Annotated in this window: 15 protein-coding genes and 2 pseudogenes; 9 read left to right on the top strand and 8 right to left on the bottom strand. The window is 60.3% G+C overall.

The features are described 5' to 3' along the window. Positions 1 to 84 precede the first annotated feature (84 nt). A complete protein-coding gene (locus P3T25_RS40130) occupies positions 85 to 1,416 on the top strand; it encodes a PLP-dependent aminotransferase family protein (RefSeq protein WP_429362795.1) in 1,332 nt (443 codons plus the stop codon). Positions 1,417 to 1,536: 120 nt separating this feature from the next. Here the strand turns inward: P3T25_RS40130 and P3T25_RS40125 are convergent, their stop codons facing one another. From P3T25_RS40125 to P3T25_RS40110, 4 genes are all read right to left on the bottom strand, one after another. After that, complete coding sequence (locus P3T25_RS40125; protein ID WP_429362793.1) at positions 1,537 to 2,556, bottom strand: zinc-dependent alcohol dehydrogenase family protein; 1,020 nt, start codon at positions 2,554 to 2,556, stop codon at positions 1,537 to 1,539. A 127-nt stretch (positions 2,557 to 2,683) separates the two neighbouring features. Continuing rightward, the gene (locus tag P3T25_RS40120; RefSeq protein ID WP_154565740.1) at positions 2,684 to 3,115 is read right to left on the bottom strand and encodes a tautomerase family protein; all 432 of its coding nucleotides are present in this window, start codon (positions 3,113 to 3,115) and stop codon (positions 2,684 to 2,686) included. A gap of 187 nt (positions 3,116 to 3,302) precedes the next feature. After that, positions 3,303 to 4,187, bottom strand: coding sequence for a 3-keto-5-aminohexanoate cleavage protein (locus P3T25_RS40115; RefSeq protein ID WP_429362790.1), 885 nt, complete (start codon positions 4,185 to 4,187; stop codon positions 3,303 to 3,305). A gap of 78 nt (positions 4,188 to 4,265) precedes the next feature. Continuing rightward, on the bottom strand, positions 4,266 to 5,672 hold the full coding sequence (locus P3T25_RS40110; protein WP_429362788.1) for an NAD-dependent succinate-semialdehyde dehydrogenase: 1,407 nt from the start codon (positions 5,670 to 5,672) through the stop codon (positions 4,266 to 4,268). Between the two features lie 162 nt (positions 5,673 to 5,834). Here P3T25_RS40110 and P3T25_RS40105 point away from each other — a divergent pair, with 162 nt between their 5' ends. From P3T25_RS40105 to P3T25_RS40085, 5 genes are all read left to right on the top strand, one after another. Beyond that, positions 5,835 to 6,131 (top strand): DUF1330 domain-containing protein, encoded by a 297-nt coding sequence (locus P3T25_RS40105; RefSeq protein WP_154565737.1) that lies wholly within the window; start codon positions 5,835 to 5,837, stop codon positions 6,129 to 6,131. Between the two features lie 132 nt (positions 6,132 to 6,263). After that, positions 6,264 to 7,040: an enoyl-CoA hydratase/isomerase family protein gene (locus P3T25_RS40100; protein WP_154565736.1), complete on the top strand. Its 777-nt coding sequence runs from the start codon at positions 6,264 to 6,266 to the stop codon at positions 7,038 to 7,040. A 1-nt stretch (position 7,041) separates the two neighbouring features. Continuing rightward, on the top strand, positions 7,042 to 8,307 hold the full coding sequence (locus tag P3T25_RS40095; protein WP_429362786.1) for a CaiB/BaiF CoA transferase family protein: 1,266 nt from the start codon (positions 7,042 to 7,044) through the stop codon (positions 8,305 to 8,307). A 94-nt stretch (positions 8,308 to 8,401) separates the two neighbouring features. After that, complete coding sequence (locus tag P3T25_RS40090) at positions 8,402 to 8,602, top strand: hypothetical protein (protein ID WP_429362784.1); 201 nt, start codon at positions 8,402 to 8,404, stop codon at positions 8,600 to 8,602. Between the two features lie 149 nt (positions 8,603 to 8,751). Next, positions 8,752 to 9,465: a TetR/AcrR family transcriptional regulator gene (locus P3T25_RS40085; RefSeq protein WP_266241070.1), complete on the top strand. Its 714-nt coding sequence runs from the start codon at positions 8,752 to 8,754 to the stop codon at positions 9,463 to 9,465. Between the two features lie 75 nt (positions 9,466 to 9,540). Here P3T25_RS40085 and P3T25_RS40080 read toward each other — a convergent pair whose 3' ends face one another. Continuing rightward, positions 9,541 to 9,990, bottom strand: a complete 450-nt coding sequence (locus P3T25_RS40080; protein WP_154565733.1) for an Rrf2 family transcriptional regulator — start codon at positions 9,988 to 9,990, stop codon at positions 9,541 to 9,543. 354 nt (positions 9,991 to 10,344) lie between these two features. Here P3T25_RS40080 and P3T25_RS40075 point away from each other — a divergent pair, with 354 nt between their 5' ends. The 3 genes and pseudogenes from P3T25_RS40075 to P3T25_RS40065 all read left to right on the top strand — a co-directional run. After that, complete coding sequence (locus P3T25_RS40075; protein WP_429362781.1) at positions 10,345 to 11,412, top strand: alkene reductase; 1,068 nt, start codon at positions 10,345 to 10,347, stop codon at positions 11,410 to 11,412. Positions 11,413 to 12,276: 864 nt separating this feature from the next. Then, positions 12,277 to 12,504, top strand: a pseudogene (locus P3T25_RS40070) (group II intron maturase-specific domain-containing protein); the annotation flags it as partial. Between the two features lie 87 nt (positions 12,505 to 12,591). Then, positions 12,592 to 12,678 (top strand): annotated as a pseudogene (locus P3T25_RS40065) (IS6 family transposase); the annotation flags it as partial. A 4-nt stretch (positions 12,679 to 12,682) separates the two neighbouring features. On the opposite strand, the gene P3T25_RS40060 reads toward P3T25_RS40065, so the two are convergent. The 3 genes from P3T25_RS40060 to P3T25_RS40050 form a co-directional block, all read right to left on the bottom strand. Continuing rightward, on the bottom strand, positions 12,683 to 13,954 hold the full coding sequence (locus P3T25_RS40060) for a DUF3443 domain-containing protein (protein ID WP_154565731.1): 1,272 nt from the start codon (positions 13,952 to 13,954) through the stop codon (positions 12,683 to 12,685). A 10-nt stretch (positions 13,955 to 13,964) separates the two neighbouring features. Further along, entirely contained in the window at positions 13,965 to 14,387 is a 423-nt protein-coding gene (locus P3T25_RS40055) for a DUF2844 domain-containing protein (RefSeq protein ID WP_154565765.1), read from the bottom strand. 830 nt (positions 14,388 to 15,217) lie between these two features. Continuing rightward, a complete protein-coding gene (locus tag P3T25_RS40050; RefSeq protein ID WP_429362778.1) occupies positions 15,218 to 15,631 on the bottom strand; it encodes a hypothetical protein in 414 nt (137 codons plus the stop codon). Positions 15,632 to 15,941: the final 310 nt, after the last annotated feature.

Here is a 15,941-nt window from a genome sequence, read left to right as displayed (position 1 = left end):
CTCGTGCGGGTGGAGAAGTTGTGACGAACCATGCTAGAGCCGATAATTAATACAATCAAATAATTGTCATGGATACATTCGGATATGGCTCAGCCGCGCTACAAGCAACTGGTCGACCGTCTCGCGGCCGATATCCGTGCAGGCCGTCTGCGTCCCGGGACGCGTCTGCCAACGCACCGCGACCTCGCTGTTCGCGAAGGCCTGGCGCTGGTCACGGCCACGCGTGTTTATGCGGAGTTGCAGGAGATGGGTTTGGTGAGCGGCGAAACCGGCCGTGGCACATTCGTCAAGGAGGCGCTCCCTCGAGGTGAGGGCATCGACCTGAGTGCGTGGAGCGCGGACACAGTAGACCTGAGCTTCAACTATCCGTCGTCGCCCGGCCAGACTGACCTTCTCAGGGCGGCGCTGCGCCAACTCGCTGTTGCAGGTGACCTGGAGTCTCTGCTTCGATACCAGCCCCACGGCGGGCGCGAGCACGAGCGCGCGACGGCGGCGCGCCACCTGGCCAGCCGGGGGTTGCCAGCAACGGTCGAAACGACATTGCTCGTGAGTGGCGCACAGCACGGGTTGACGACGGCCGCCATGGCGTTACTCGAGCCCGGCGACGTCGTGGCGGTGGACGCGCTGACTTACCCGGGATTCAAACTCGCTGCCGAGGCCAATCGGCTGGAGCTCGCGCCGATCCCGGCCGCTGGGCGCGGCCCCGATCTGGACGCATTGGCGGCTCTGTGCAAGCAACGACGAGTACGCGCCGTCTACGTCATGCCGACGCTGCACAACCCGCTTGGCTGGGTGATGAGCGCGACGCGATGTCGGGACCTTGTCGCCATCGCCCGGCACCACGGACTGATACTCATCGAAGACGGGGCCTACGCATTCCTGGCTGAAGGCGCGCCGCCTCCGTTGGCATCGCTTGCGCCGGAGACGACGGTCTATGTATCGAGCTTGTCGAAGAGTGTCGCGACAGGGCTGCGCGTCGGTTTCGTCTGTGCACCGGGCGAATGGATTCCCAAGCTCGAACGGGCGATCCGGGCAACAACCTGGAACACCCCGGCGATCATGACGGCCATCGGCTGCGGCTGGATGGAAGACGGCACGGTGACTCGGCTTGAAGAGGAGAAGCGACGCGATGCCGCGATGCGTCAGAGCCTCGTCGCCGACATTCTGGGCCAGTTGAAGAGGGTCGGCCATCCCTGTTCGTACTTCGTGTGGCTCCCTCTGGCGCAGGAAGTTCGCGCGGACGAGGTTGCGATGGCGTTGATGCGCGAGCGGGTTGCCGTGTCGACAGCCCTGCCGTTCTCGACGTCGGCTCATGTGCCTCACGCCATCCGATTGGCAATCGGGTCCGTCGACCTCGCTACGCTCACGCGGTCCCTGGAAACGGTGGCCCGAGTTATCGCCGAACGGACCTACTGACCGGCAGTCGCGCCTGATTGATGCCGTCTTACTTCAACCTTCGATCAAGCTTCATCCGCTCCCGCCAATCGCGACCGCCGAGCGGCGCAAAGTCGCCTGCGACGATGACAAGGGCGAAGCTCAGCCCTCCGCGAACGCCAACAGCGGTTTAGCGTCGTGTGCGGCGCTCTCCGCGGCCGTGAAGGCTTCGAGTGCGCGATCGACGTGGTAGCGGCGCGCTGCCGGCGGCTTCAAGGTGCCCTCGGCCATGCGATCGAGCAGGCTGCGCAGCGTCTGGCTGCCCTCATTCACCCCCTTGCGCGCGAGCCACGAGAAGATGAGCCAGCCGCGTACCTCGGCACTCGAGTAGACAAGCGCCGGGGCGAAAATCGGCATCTCGAAGGCCGCCGGGTCGGTCTGGCGGTGCGACGACAAGGCTCCGTAGACGAGCAGGCATCCATTCGGGGCCAACTGACGCGCAAGCATGGCGCCGGTGCGACCAGCGACGCAATCGATCGCGCTCACGATGCCATTGCTGCCGGTGGCCTCCTTCAATTGCTCGGGCCAGCGTTCGTCCGCGGTACATAGCACGACGTCACCGCCAAGATCCTGGATCTCGGCGACCTGCTCTTCACGGCGTACGAGGTTGATGGTGCGGAACCCCTCCGCTTTCGCGATCTGCAGCACGAGGCGACCGACCGTCGAGCCGGCCGCGCTCTGGACAAGCCAGTCGCCGCGTCCAAGCTGGTGCTCCGACATCGTCATCGCCCATGCGGTCATCGGGTTGATCAGGGCCTGCGCGGCGTCCTCGTCGGAGATCGCCGCCGGTACAGGAATCGCGCGGGCGCCCGGACTGATGACTTGCTCTCTCCAGGTTCCGGGCACGTCCAGCAAAACGACGCGCTCTCCGATCCGCGAGCGCGGCACGTCGCTGCCGACGGCGTCGATGATTCCGACGCCCTCCGACCCGGGCGAAGCGGGCAGTTCGGGCTGACGCTGAGGGGCGAAACGTCCACGGATGACGTGCAAGTCGGACGGGTGCACGGGCGCCAGCAGCATCCTCACGCGGACTTCAGCTGGCCCGGGCGTGGGCTCGGGCAAATCACGCCAATGGACGACCTCTGACGGCTCGCCGTTGTGTTCGATGATCAGGGCCTTCACGTGGTTTCTCCTTCGAGTGACGGTGTTAATCGTGCCCCTGCGGGCGCGACGCGATGCACGTCCGCCGACGACGCGGGCGCCGCGGTCCTCGCAGTAGGCGACGCTGCTTCAGACGAAACTGACCCATTCAACCTTCGCTCGGATCATATGGCGACGCCCGGTTTTCAAGCTTCCATTTCTTCTCAGCTTCCGTATCAGGCCGAGGTGGTCGAATGCCGTCGATCAACCACAGTTCTTGCGGCGTTTCGCCGACATGCAACTCGTAGTGATAACCTCGATCCTGGACAAATGGCGCAATCGCGGCGTTCGCCTTGCGGAGCCAGGACTTCGTCCATTCGGGGTCCTTGGCGATGTGTCTGGCGAAATGGTCTAATCTGATTCTGACAAAGTCGTCTCGCGACTCCCCTCCCATGAAGAAGGAGTCTTTCGGCTGTTCATGAAACAGAACGCCTACATAGAAGCGAGGAATGATATAAACGTCGACGATTCGCTTGGCCATCTCCTGCTTGTCATCTGCCGTATAGGCGCCGACCGGATGATAGATATTCCACAAAGGCATTTTTGTCTCCATGCATCAATAAATGCCGCGTTTCTTATGCCAGAACATCTAAGTCTCTTGCGAGAAAGGATGAACTTGACATGAGTGAGGCGGCGGTATCGGTAGCCCAAGGACAGGCTACCGGGTAAAACCATTGATCTTCGTAACGCAGCGTTCTTAGGGAAGGCGATCCCGCGCTCCACCCGTTCTATTGGCGACGGGGAAGGCCGAGTATGCTGCGAGCCTCGTCAGGCGTTGCCACGTCTGCGCCGATGCTTTTGACGATACTGGCCGCACGTTTGACCAGCGCTGCGTTGCCTGGCGCCAGTTCCCCTTTGGCAAGATAAAGATTGTCCTCGAGGCCGACGCGGACATGCCCGCCAAGAATCACGCTTTGCGCCACGATCGGAAATTGCGCGCGCGAGATGCCGAACGCCGACCAACGGGCGTTCTCGGGCAGATAGCGTTTCATCTGAAGAAGGCTCTCGGTGTCGGCGGCCGCTCCCCATGGCACACCAAGACACAACTGGAACAGCGGAGCCTGCAGAATCCCCTGCGTTTCGATCAGGTGGCGCGCGAGGCGAACGTGCCCCAGATCAAATACCTCGATTTCAGGCTTCGCGCCTGCTTCCTCGATCAAGGTTGCCATTTTGACCAGATGGTCGGGCACGTTGACGAATGCGCGATTGCCGAAGTTCATGGTCGCTACGTCCAGAGTGCAGATTTCCGGACGCAACTCGAGCACATGCTGGACTCGGGCCTCAGGCGTCATCATCGTACTCAATTCACTTCCCCGGTTCGGGTCTTCGTCGCTGGGAACGAAACGTGCACCCGGGCCCGTCGTCAGATTGATCAATATCGGGCACCCACTATCGCGGATACGCGAAACGACTTCTCTGTAGAGCGACAGATCAGTGCTTGGAACGCCAGTCCTGGGGTCCCGTACGTGAATGTGTGCGATGCTCGCACCGGCTTCACATGCAGCAATGGCCTCATTGGCGATTTGCTCGGGCGTCACAGGCACTGCAGGGTTCAGCCGCGGGGTATCGTCGCTTCCAGTGAGCGCGCAACTGATAATCGTCTTGTTCATCATAGTGTTCGGTCAAAGGGAAAGAGGGACGAGGCGCCACAATCACGCGCTTCGCCGTGGGAGCAACGTCAGACACCCCGTTCAAGCGGCCCGCGCGGGGCCGAACGGTGCTGCCCCGACGGGGGCAACCCTGATCAGCTTTTTGTTGACGAACTCGTCGAATCCCACCTGAGAAAGCTCCCGGCCAAAACCTGAACGCTTGACGCCGCCGAACGGCAGTTCCGCCGCCGTGGCGAACGGCTGATTGACGAACACCATGCCGCTCTCGATCTGCGCGGCGACCCGCTCGCCACGTTCGGTATCCGCGGTAAACACCGACGCACCGAGACCGTACGGCGTGCCGTTGGCGAGCGCAATTGCGGCGGCTTCGTCCTCGACGACGTGGAAGGCGGCGACCGGGCCGAACAGTTCTTCGGCGAAGACCGGATTCTGCGGCGAGATGTCGGCCAGAACGGTCGGTTGCAAGTAAAAGCCCGGGCGTTCGACGCGCGTGCCGCCACACACGATGCGTGCGCCGTGCGAAGCCGCGCGATCGATCTGCTCAAGCAGCAGCGTCAACGCGCGCTCGGACGAAAGCGGGGCGACGGCGGTCGCCGGATCGGCTGGGTCGCCCGTCTCGAGCGATGCCATCCGCTTCGCGAAGTTCTCGAGGAAAGCGTCCCCGCGCGCCTTGCCAACCACGATGATGCGCTTGGAACCAACGCAGCATTGACCCGCATTGAGCATGCGGCCCGCGACCGCGCTTTGGATCGCCCAGTCGAGCGGCGCATCCTCGAGCACGATGAATGGGTCGCTGCCGCCCAGTTCGAGCACGACCTTCTTCAGATTGCGGCCGGCACGCTCGGCGACGGCGGCACCGGCGCGCTCGCTGCCGGTCAGGGTCACGCCCTGGACGCGCGGGTCGTCGATGACGCGGCCGGCCTGCTCGATCGAGATAAACAGATTCGTATATACGCCTTCGGGCGCGCCTGCCTCCTCGAACAATCGAGCGAAGGCCAACGCCGACTGCGGCACGCTTTCCGCATGCTTGAGCAGCAGGACGTTGCCCACCATCAGTTGCGGCCCGGCTACGCGCGCAATCTGGTAGTACGGAAAATTCCACGGCTCGATGCCGAAGAGCACGCCGATTGGCTCGATGTGCACGGCTGCGCCGGGCGCTTCCGCGAGCGGGCGCGGTTGCAGATACGCGTGCGCATGCTTTGCGTAGTAGTCGAGAATGCTCGCCGACGATTCCACTTCCTTGCGCGCTTCGCCGGCGCGCTTGCCCATTTCCAGCGTCAGATAGCCCGCGTATTCGTCGGCCTTTTCCCGCAACAGCGCAGCCGCGCGCGACACAATGCGCGCCCGGTCGCTGACCGGACGGCGGCGCCAGTCGGTTTCGAAAGCGCGCTGCGCGGCAGCGAGCTTCGCTTCGAGCAACGGGTCGGATATGTCCTCGTAGGTGGCGAGCAGTTCGCCGGTAGCAGGATTGACAGTCGTGTACGGCATGAGGTTCTCCGCGAAAAGGTTGGCATTGAGTCATCGCATGGCCCCATGTTAACACCGTTATCTAATCCTTTGCACCCATTTTTGAGGCCAGGAATAACCCTCATAGATCTTCATGTTAACGGTGTTACTATGATCAGGTATTTTTTCAACAGAGGAAGCGAAATGGCAAAGGGATATTGGGTAGCAGCGTATCGGGCGGTCCATGACGCAAGCAAGCTCGCGGCATACGGCGTCCTCGCGACACAGGTGGTGAAAGCGGCGGGTGGAAAATTCCTGGTGCGAGGCGGAGAGGTCGTTGCATTCGAAGCGGGTCTCAAGGAACGGACCGTCGTGGTCGAATTCCCGAGCTTCGAACAGGCTCTCGCCACGTTTCAGAGTGAGGCGTATCAGAAAGCGTTAGCAGTACTGGCGGACGGAGCCGAAAGGGACGCGCGCGTCGTCGCGGGTGTCGACGACTGAGATGCTTACTGGCAACTACCGAGGCCGAACGCACTGTATGACGGTGCGGGCGCCGCTCACACTGGAGCTCACATGTTATGCATGTTTACATGCAATTCGGAAATCACCTGAACCCGACGAAATGGAGCAAAAATGGACGAAGCAATTGTTCTGAAGGAACTCAAAGGTCATGTGACGGTTCTTACGATGAACCGTCGCCCCCATAACCTGATGGGTCCGACGCTGTATCGCGCGCTACTCGATGAATTCGACGAGGCGGTAAAACGCGGCTCGCGCGCGATCCTGCTGCGCAGTGGTCTGCGGCACTTCTCGGCGGGTGCTGAGGTGTCACTTTTCCCGGATCGCATTGCCACGCAAGGCAAGGCGCTGATGGATCCGCTCGAGGTGCTTCGCGGCTTCGAGACACTACCGATCCCGATCGTCGTCGCGGTGAACGGTACATGCCTTGGCGGTGGCTTCGAAGTGGCGCTCGCCTGCGACTTCAGCGTGGTCGCCGCATCAGCCAAGATCGGATCGGTCGAGGTCGCGCTCGGCTTGCATCCGCTACTCGGTGGCATCCAGCGTCAGGTGATGCGTGCCGGCCCGGCGCGTGCGAAAGAGCTCGCGATGCTCGGCCGCCGTTACGACGCGGCGACGCTCGAACGCTGGGGCCTGATCAATCTCGTTGTACCCGACGACAAACTCGACGAAGTCGCATTGTCGGTTGCGCAGGAACTGGCGGCCGGGCCGACCGTCGCGCATGCCGCGACCAAGCAGCTCGTGCGGGTCGCCGTCAACGAGGGAGTCGCTGCCGCCGACGAAGCGATGTTCGAACTGCAAAAGCCGATCTGGGCGTCGCAGGATCTCAAGCGCGGATTGGAAGCCTTCGATAAGGCCGGGCCAGGTACCGCTATTTTCGAAGGGAATTGACATGGCCGGACCGCTCGAAGGACTCAAGGTCGTCGATTTTTCGCGGGTGCTGGCGGGTCCGCTGTGTGCCCGCACGCTGGCCGATCTCGGCGCCGACGTTATCAAGATCGAGCCGCCGCGGCCCGATGTGTCGCGAGCCGCATTTCCGAATCGCGACGGCATGTCCGGCTACTACGCGCAGCAGAATAGTGGCAAGCGCAACGTCAGCATCGATCTGAACGTGCCGCATTCACGCGAGCTTGTGCTACGCCTGTGCGACGAGGCGGACATCGTCGTGGAGAATTTTCGGGCCGGCACGCTCAAGGGGTTTGGACTCGACTACGAGACGCTCGCAAGGCGTAATCCAAAGCTGGTCTACGTATCGATCACCGGATACGGCCAGCGAGGTCCCTGGGCCTCGCGCATGGCCTACGCGCCGACTGTGCAGGCTGAAACGGGATTCACGCACAACACATTGCGCCATTTCGACAGCGCGAGCGACGGCCCCAAGTGGACCGATCCCCTGTCGCACGCGGACGTCTATGCGGGCCTGCAGGCGACCATCGCCGTGCTGGCGGCGGTGCGCAAACGTGAAGTAACCGGACGCGGTCAATACATCGACGTCGCAATGGCTGCCGTGATGCTGTCGATCAACGAACGCGCTCACCTTGACCTCGCGGGTGTCGATACGGGCGCCGAGCCGGGCATCCTCGGCGCCTCCGACGGCCCGCATTTCGTTGGCCCCGGTGGCGAGGAGTTCGTGGCAGCGCAAAGCATCATCGGCAGCAACACGTTTCCGAATTACTTGCGCGCCATGCGCCGCATGGACCTTGCGCAGGATCCACGCTTCAGCACCGCTGAGCGCCGCCTGCAGAACTACAAGGCGCTGCACGCGGTAATCCAGACGTGGATGCTCTCGTTCCGCGATCTCAGGACGCTTGATGCGCAACTGGACGAGGCCAAGATCGCGATAGGCCAGATCCGTACGCTGAAGGAATTGGCCGAGACCGATTGGGCGAAGCAGTGGGGTGCGGTGCACGAGATCCCGGATCGCCGCGGCGGCTCGTATCTCATCCACGGCTATCCATGGCGCTTTTCCGATGACGAGCTTGGAATGCGCAGCGCACCGGCGTTTCGCGGCGAACACAACGAGCAAGTGTTCCGCGAAGTGGGACTGGCGGATGTCGAAATCCGCAATGCGGTCGACACCGGCATTTTGGTCGGCGGGCCGCCACCGTCCGCGAAGGAGATCGACGCCGCTGTTCTTGCGGAAGCACGGTCCAACTAAACGCAACCACGTGTCGCGGCGCGCTAACGGGCTGGAGCCCGTGCGCAAGCGCTGTCGCGACTGTTGCTCATGACAGGCGACGTCGGAGGACAGAATGGAAGTGGTGAAGGAAACCTGTGCAGACGGCTCATCATCAGATGACAACGCCCTCCTGCGGAAGGCCTACGCTTCAGCGCAATGGAGGATACTGCCGATACTGTTTGGCTTATGGATGCTGGCGTGGGTCGGTCGTTCGAACGTTGCTTTTGCGAAGTTGCAGATGGTCGTGGATCTGCGATTCAGCGAAACGGTATAAGGATTGGGCGCCGGGCTCTTCTTCGTCGGCTATGTGCTGTTCGGCGTGCGGCACATTGTCAGGAGGCGATCGCACGTTGGCGATATTGCGTGCCTATCTACGCAGAATTTATAATCATTTCCTTGTTTTGCTCCTCGAACGAAGGTCACGTGAGTCCCAAGTCAGCTAACCCGAAGAATGCGGATTACCACCATGGCAATCTGCGCAACGCACTCATCGAAGCAGGGCGCAGCGCGCTCATGGAGGTATCGGCACAAGACTTGAGCCTGCGTTACCTCGCACGCATGGTGGGCGTATCAGAAGCCGCACCCTCGCGACATTTTTCGGGTATCGACGAACTGCTGGCCACGATCGCGGCAAGCGGTTATCGTGACCTCGCTGCGCTGCGCGTTGCGATCCGTGACAGCGAGGATACGGCGCTTGCCAAAGCGTACCGGATGATGCGGGTGTATGTTGAGTTCGCGCAGCGCCACAATGGGCTGTTCAGTCTGATGATCGGGCCTCGCATCGTGGCGCATCAAGCGTATCCGGAACTCGCCGAGGAAAGTAACAGGTCTTTTGGCTTGTTTTCCGAGACGATCCAGGCGCTGGCTATCGAGAGTGGTTGGACCCACTCCGATCTCAAGCTCGTGACCCATGCCGCGTGGAGTATGGAGCATGGTCTCGCCACGCTGATCCTGGCGAACCGCGCGCCGCGCGCGGACACCAAAGTGGCGGTACCAAAGCTGATCGATTTTGTCGTGATGACGTTGCTTGGCGCGATCACGGCGGGTCCGGATCATCTGCAGAGCGTCACCGAACAATGCGCAGCTTTTCAGAAGTCAGCGGTTACGCGAACGGCGCGCAAGCGCGCCAAAGCGTAGCCAGCATCGCCCATTTGGCGGCGATACGCTCTCTCGCTCCTTTGGGGCCAATGTGCCCCGATAACCAACTCGAATTCAGCCGCGCCTTTTCGATGGTTGCGATGAAAGAGTGTCTGTGAGTACCGCTTCGATCGTCGTGGCGGCAAGCGTCTTTCGAACGCCATCGTCGATCGAATCATAGACGTGGCTCAGCGTCGCCCCGATGCCTCGACCGACGGGGCACGCCTGGCTAGGTTTCGAAGGGTGCAGCGCGAAACGCGCGCCCTCTTCAAGTGCGTTGAAGACGTCGAGCAAACTGATTGCGTCCGCACTCTTCGCCAGACGCCATCCCGCGTTGACACCGCGATAGCTCTCGACAAGGCCACCTGTTGCAAGCAACCCAAGCGTACGACGAATCACCACCGGATTGGTGTTGACACTCGCAGCGATCCGATCGGACGTGACCGGGTCAGGACTGCGCCGTGCGACAAGCGCCATCCACGCCAGGATGTGGGTCGCCACGGTCAAGCGGCTGTTGGCGCTCATAGAAAGCCCGCGTTAGTCAATTTAGTTGTAACTATATTCGTTACACCATGGGTAGTCAATCCTGACAAGTTTGATGAATCCGGCGACAAAGCGCATTCCTTGCCTTAAAAGACGGACGTTTTCACGCTACACACATGGGTACCGGAGCCGCCCCGCCCGCGCCATATGCGTCTCGTCGACGATGTCTGTTCATGACAAGAGACTTGTGTCGATGGCCTCGATGGTTTATGTTGTAACAACTATTGTTACATCAAATACGCTGTGACGATAAACGTTTGGTGTGCCACGTTCCATAGTCAGAGGAACGCAGCAGCCGTTCTTGCTACCCTCAACACCGAAATGAGAAGCCCGCAGATGTCCACACTCTTCGATCCCATCCAGATTGGCGCGCTGAAGTTATCGAACCGCATTGTCATGGCACCGCTCACGCGCATGCGCGCGTTCGCCGAGCGCAGTCCAGGCTTCCTCAACGCGCACCACTACGCGCTTCGTGCAAGCGCAGGACTCGTCATTACCGAAGCCACTTCCGTCACGCCTCAGGGCGTTGGCTACCCCAACACGCCGGGCATCTGGACGGAGAAGCAGATTGCCGGCTGGAAAGAGGTGACCTCAGCGGTACATGATGCGGGTGGCCTGATCGTCTCCCAGTTGTGGCACGTCGGGCGAGTTTCCGACCCGATCTACCATGACGGCCAGCCTCCGGTCGCTCCAAGTGCGATTGCGCCGGAAGGCCATGTCACTCGCGTGCGGCCTCAGCGCCCATACACCGTGCCGCGCGCGCTGGAGACCGAAGAAATTTCCGGCATCGTCGAAGAATTCCGGATCGGCGCCGCAAACGCACAACGCGCTGGTTTTGACGGTGTCGAACTTCACGCTGCAAATGGTTACCTGTTCGATCAGTTTCTGCACGACGGATCGAACCTGCGGACCGACCGTTACGGTGGCTCGATCGAGAACCGTGCGCGCTTCCTGCTGGAGGCAGTCGATGCGCTGCTCACGGTTTGGCCCGCGGACCGCATTGGCGTACATCTGAACCTGATGTCGAGTTCATATTCGATGCGCGATTCGCATCCGCGCGCGCTGTTCATCTATGTCGCCGAGCAACTCAACACGCGCAACATCGCTTTCATTTTTGCGCGCGAGGCACTGGATCGCGGCGACGATCGCATCGGCCGTGACGTGCGGCGTATCTTCAAGGGGGCCTACATCCTCAATGAAGGACTGACGCGGGAGAGTGCGGAATTGGCCATCAAACGCGGCGATGCAGACGCGGCGGCGTTTGGGCGCCCTTTTATCGCCAACCCTGATCTGGTGGAGCGCTTTCGACGCGGTGCGCCACTCAATACGGTCAATCCGGAAACCATCTACGCGGACGACGAAACCGGCTACAACGACTACCCGCTGCTGGATGAAGCTGTGTGAAGCAGACGCGCGATGGATGACACCTTCGCCACTCGTCATAGATGCAGGCTCGTCAGTTTCGGTGCGCCAGGGAGCATGCCATTCTGCAAGATGCGGTCGAGGTGACCTATTGACTGGACTGTCCACCGCTTCTGAACCGAGGCGCTTGGCCTATCGGGCTAGCTGATATTGAACGACCGCGTTGTGACGGCGAGCGGCCATGCAAACGCGCGGCGCGATCGTCGCTTGCTGACCGTCCGACGAAGTATCGCGCGCCCCACGTGGACCTGCGGCGAGCAAAACGGATGCGCCTTAAAGTCAATGCGGCTGCAAAGAATCACCGAGGGATGCGATTGACGCCATCGCGGTGCCAACCGCATCGTTGAGGTCAGCGCGGAGTCCGAAAGCTCAAGTGAACTTCGTTCACGAACGCCTGCTGCTGCTCCCATGCCGCGAAATGCCCGTACATTGCACGAGGCAACACGCTCCAAACTCGCCGCTATCGAAGAGATACGCATCATGTTCGTTGCGTGACGGACTTTATTCTTCCGGATCACAATGATCCGAGAGAATAAAGTCTGTCACAAGGCACTTTTTCAAACCATTGATTAGAAGACGGAATTTTCGGACGCATCGATGCATTCAAAGTCTGTCACGAGATGCAAGATTAAGGAAACTCGGAAGTGGCTGCGGAATATAGTCTGTCACGCTAGAGCGGACAGGCCTGAGCGGGCAGTAAAGGTTGAGCGCGGCTACTCAGTGCGAAACTACAGGTCGCCAATGTCGCTCCAAAAGATTTCTTCAAAAATCGATCTGGGTCCCGAGGTGAACGCCCTTTCCGAACATCGACCAATCCAAACAGGCTAATAGGATACGGCCGGGCAATGCAATCCCACGATACGTGGTTGGTGGAACTATTACGGGGCTTTCTATCGGAAGGCCATGCAGGGGCTCGGTCGGTATCTGAACCGCAAGCTCGCGCGCTGGGCCAGGTGCAAGTACAAGACACTACGACGGCATAAACGGCGTAGCGAGGAGTGGTTGCACAAGATGAGGAAGGCGTACCCGCGACAGTTTGTACACTGGCAGTTTCTGGGGGTAGAGGTTGGATGACGGGAGCCGTGTAAATCGAGAGGTTTACGCACGGTTCTGCGAGAGGCTCGGGGTGAAATCCCTCGGGCCTACTTATCTGTTTGTGACGATGCGCGTCGCACACAGGCGTTTCTCTCGTGCTTCGGCCCGATCCGGCAGCACTTCGCGCTGCCCAGACATCAGATGAACGCGGCGTATCTCAGTACGCAATATATGGACCCTTTCCTCCAGGCGTCGATTGTTGCTCGACGGCAGCATAGATGTTACGCCCGTAGAAGAATGGCAAGCCCCAGACGAACATCGTCGGGGTGACGAATGCCGGACCGGCAAGCAGCGGCATCACCGGATCGCCCGCATGAATCAGCCTGATCTCCGCGGCATTGCCGACCGAAAATGAGACCGCACTGGTCACACCATTGACACCTTCAATCATTGCGCTCAACTGCTGGGTCGATGCAGGGCAGTAAAACCAGTTGTTTGGCGTTGCGCAGATCGGCAGCGCGCTGGTTTGAAAGAAAAGCCCCGTCGAGCCGCTATCCATGACGCTCCTCGAGTAGGTCGTGCCATTTTGCACTGTTCTGAACGTGCCGGTGGACGGACTGACCCCGATCACCTGCGCACTGCCCAAGCTGTTATTGCCCTGCGTGCCAATGCCAAACACCAGTTGCCCGCTGAGCGAGGCTTCGCTGCTTGACGACGCGGCTGGCAACATCAAAATCGAACCGTTGTTATTGGTCGCAAAGTAGGGAATCGGATTGGCAACCTGCAGCTTTTCGGCGACGGCGATCGACGTGCAACTGGTCTCGACGCAACTGTAGTAGGTCGCCGGCACTGCATCCTGCACGCAGACCGGACCGCAATCGTGCTTGAACACGCTAATGCCGAGTATTCCGTTGGCCGCCAGACTCGTAGGGGTGTTCCGCGACGCGCCGAGACTGCTGCAGTCCGACGGCGTAGCGCTATAGTCCGGATCGATCACCTGAATCGGCAGCGACGCTGCTTTTTCGCCGGCAATCCGTACATCGGCAAGCTGCACCGAACCCCACGTGTAACCGTCGAAGAACTGCATGCATTCGGCAAGCGGATTGCCCGCGCCATCCTTCTGTTGCGGCAGCTCCAAAGACACCGGAAGTTGAGTGGCGAACACGCGCAGCCCGGAGGAGCCCGTGTCAACTTGTACGTGATCAATGGTTTGACAGTGCGTCGTGCCCGGCATACAGAGCGTGACGCTGACGAAGGGTATATTCGGCACACCGATTACGCCGAAATCGACGGTCACCGCTGCTGCATTGGAGGCTAGCACCTGGGGCGCGGTGGATATATTCGTGGGCGATTGCGCGGGTACTGACGTGCTGGATGAACCGCTGCTCGCGCCACTGCCTCCGCATCCGGCCATCAACACTGCAAGCAATGCAGAGGCAAGCAGCTTGAGAAGCGAATCTGATTTAAGGAGCAGACACGGATCGCGCATGATCGCTCCGCTATTGAATGACGCTGGCGTCGACCCCGACGGGGATCGCTCGCGGTAGATACGCGTAGCCCGCAAACGCACGTAAATGACCGCCCGAGAACACCACCAGCGCATCGTTCGAGACGGCAAGCGGGATCGCCCGGCGCGCTACGCTGGCCGCGATATATTGATTGAACGCATCGCCGAGCGTAGCCCTCAGGTTCGGCAAGGTCGGGCCTTCCCACGCGACGCCGAATACGATTCCGTTCACTGCGACATACTCGCGCACCACGGTGCCCGACGGCAGCGTAATCAGATGCACGGTATACGCAATTTGCGATGTGGCGCCGTGTGCTGTGGCATGCATTCGAACCTGGTCGCTGCCTACACTGCTGACCCTTTCGCCAAGGGTGGCCTGTGCGGGTAAAGACAGCGCACAAGTCGCCGTGAACATTGCACAAGCAATACCGGTACGATATATCGCTATCACGAGCTTCCCCTCCAGCTGAAAACACCCTGACTGGCCGCTTTCACCAGTAACAATTAATATGTAATACGAAATATCCGTCAAACTCTTATGGATTTGTTTATGGATAGCCCCGCCGTTTGCGTCGAAAGTGCGTTGGCCTTTCCATGACCACGCGTGCGAGGTTTTGGTGTCGCTTCCATAGATTGTTTTTGGCTTGATATCGGCCGCAACAGACTCGCTTGTGACGCTCATAGAGCAATGACTGTGCCATGAGGGCGCAAACGCTTGCTACGCGACAAGCGGCGTTATTCCAGTGTGGTCGACGAGTACCAGGCAGGCGCCTAATGTCTCGCAAACGTTACATGTCAGAGGCTTGACCTAGTTGGAAATGCTCGTTTCGCATGTAAGCAGTCACGTCCATGCCACCCCGCTCGTCCAACGCGCATAAGGCTAGAACGAGGGTTCCTATCGAATATTCAGGCGTAGCCGGACGGCAACGAACAAGAAGCGAAGTGCCGCAAAACCTGTCTCAACATTGAGACGGGATGGGGGTCGCATTGAACCGCATTAGGTTTTCCGGAGACTCCAACGTTTGAGAGAATGGAGTTATGGAAAGCGTAACGAAGGAATCACCGAGGTATTCACCGGAAGTCCGTGAACGGGCGGTTCGAATGGTCCACGAGCACCGTGGCGAGCATGAATCGCAGTGGAAGGTGAGCGCAAATTGCCCAACTGGTTGCGGGTTTTATGACGCGGCCGAATTTTGTCTGTGAGCCCCGCTAGGACTGGAGTTTTGATCGGCGGAGCCAGATCGGTTAAAGTCCAGATTTGTGGATGGCACTGGTGGCTGGAAGCCAATGCTGGCAAACGATTCCGACGAAATTGAGCCTTGCGCAGTTCGAACAGTTTGTCTTGCCGCATCTGAATACGGGTCGCGTGGTCCGGCACCGACGCTGGGGTTGCACAGGATCTTCAACTACATCCTGCAGTTGCTGTACATGGGATGACAGTGGAAGACGTTGCCGATCGAAAGGAATGCCGAAGGTCGCCCTGAAATCCACTACACGCGCATCTATCGGGCGTTGCGGCGACGGCAGGCCGATGGTTTCATCGACGCGATTTTTGCGGGCTCGGTGCGCAAGCTTCATCAGGACGGGCTGCTTGAACTCACGGTCATCCACGGCGACGGCACGACCACTGCCGCGAAGAAGGGCGGCGACAACCTTCATTGGCGACGCGCCCGAAGGAGTTGTTCTTCCGGATGCACGCGCAGGGCGTGCGTATGCCTGCTTTCAGGTTGGTACCCGCACCGCGCGGGCGACCAACTTGACGACCGCGCCCACCGTCCAGCCAGCCGGTTTTGTACAGCCGCATGTGCGGATATTCCTGGTCTGAGGGGAACATGGACCGGTTAAAGCATGCGATGCTTGAATATCACGAGCGCAGCAAGCATCGCGTCAGTGGCTACGCCCCTGGCCCCGGGAAACTCGACTGGGCAACCCAACCGGATCCGTTCCGGGTGTTTCACGGCGCACCGCG

It is taken from the genome of Paraburkholderia sp. GAS32, from assembly GCF_050434225.1.
Taxonomy (GTDB): Bacteria; Pseudomonadota; Gammaproteobacteria; order Burkholderiales; family Burkholderiaceae; genus Paraburkholderia; species Paraburkholderia madseniana.
The sequence above is the reverse complement of the archived record's forward strand: the minus strand, read 5'-3'. Positions and strand labels throughout refer to the sequence as shown.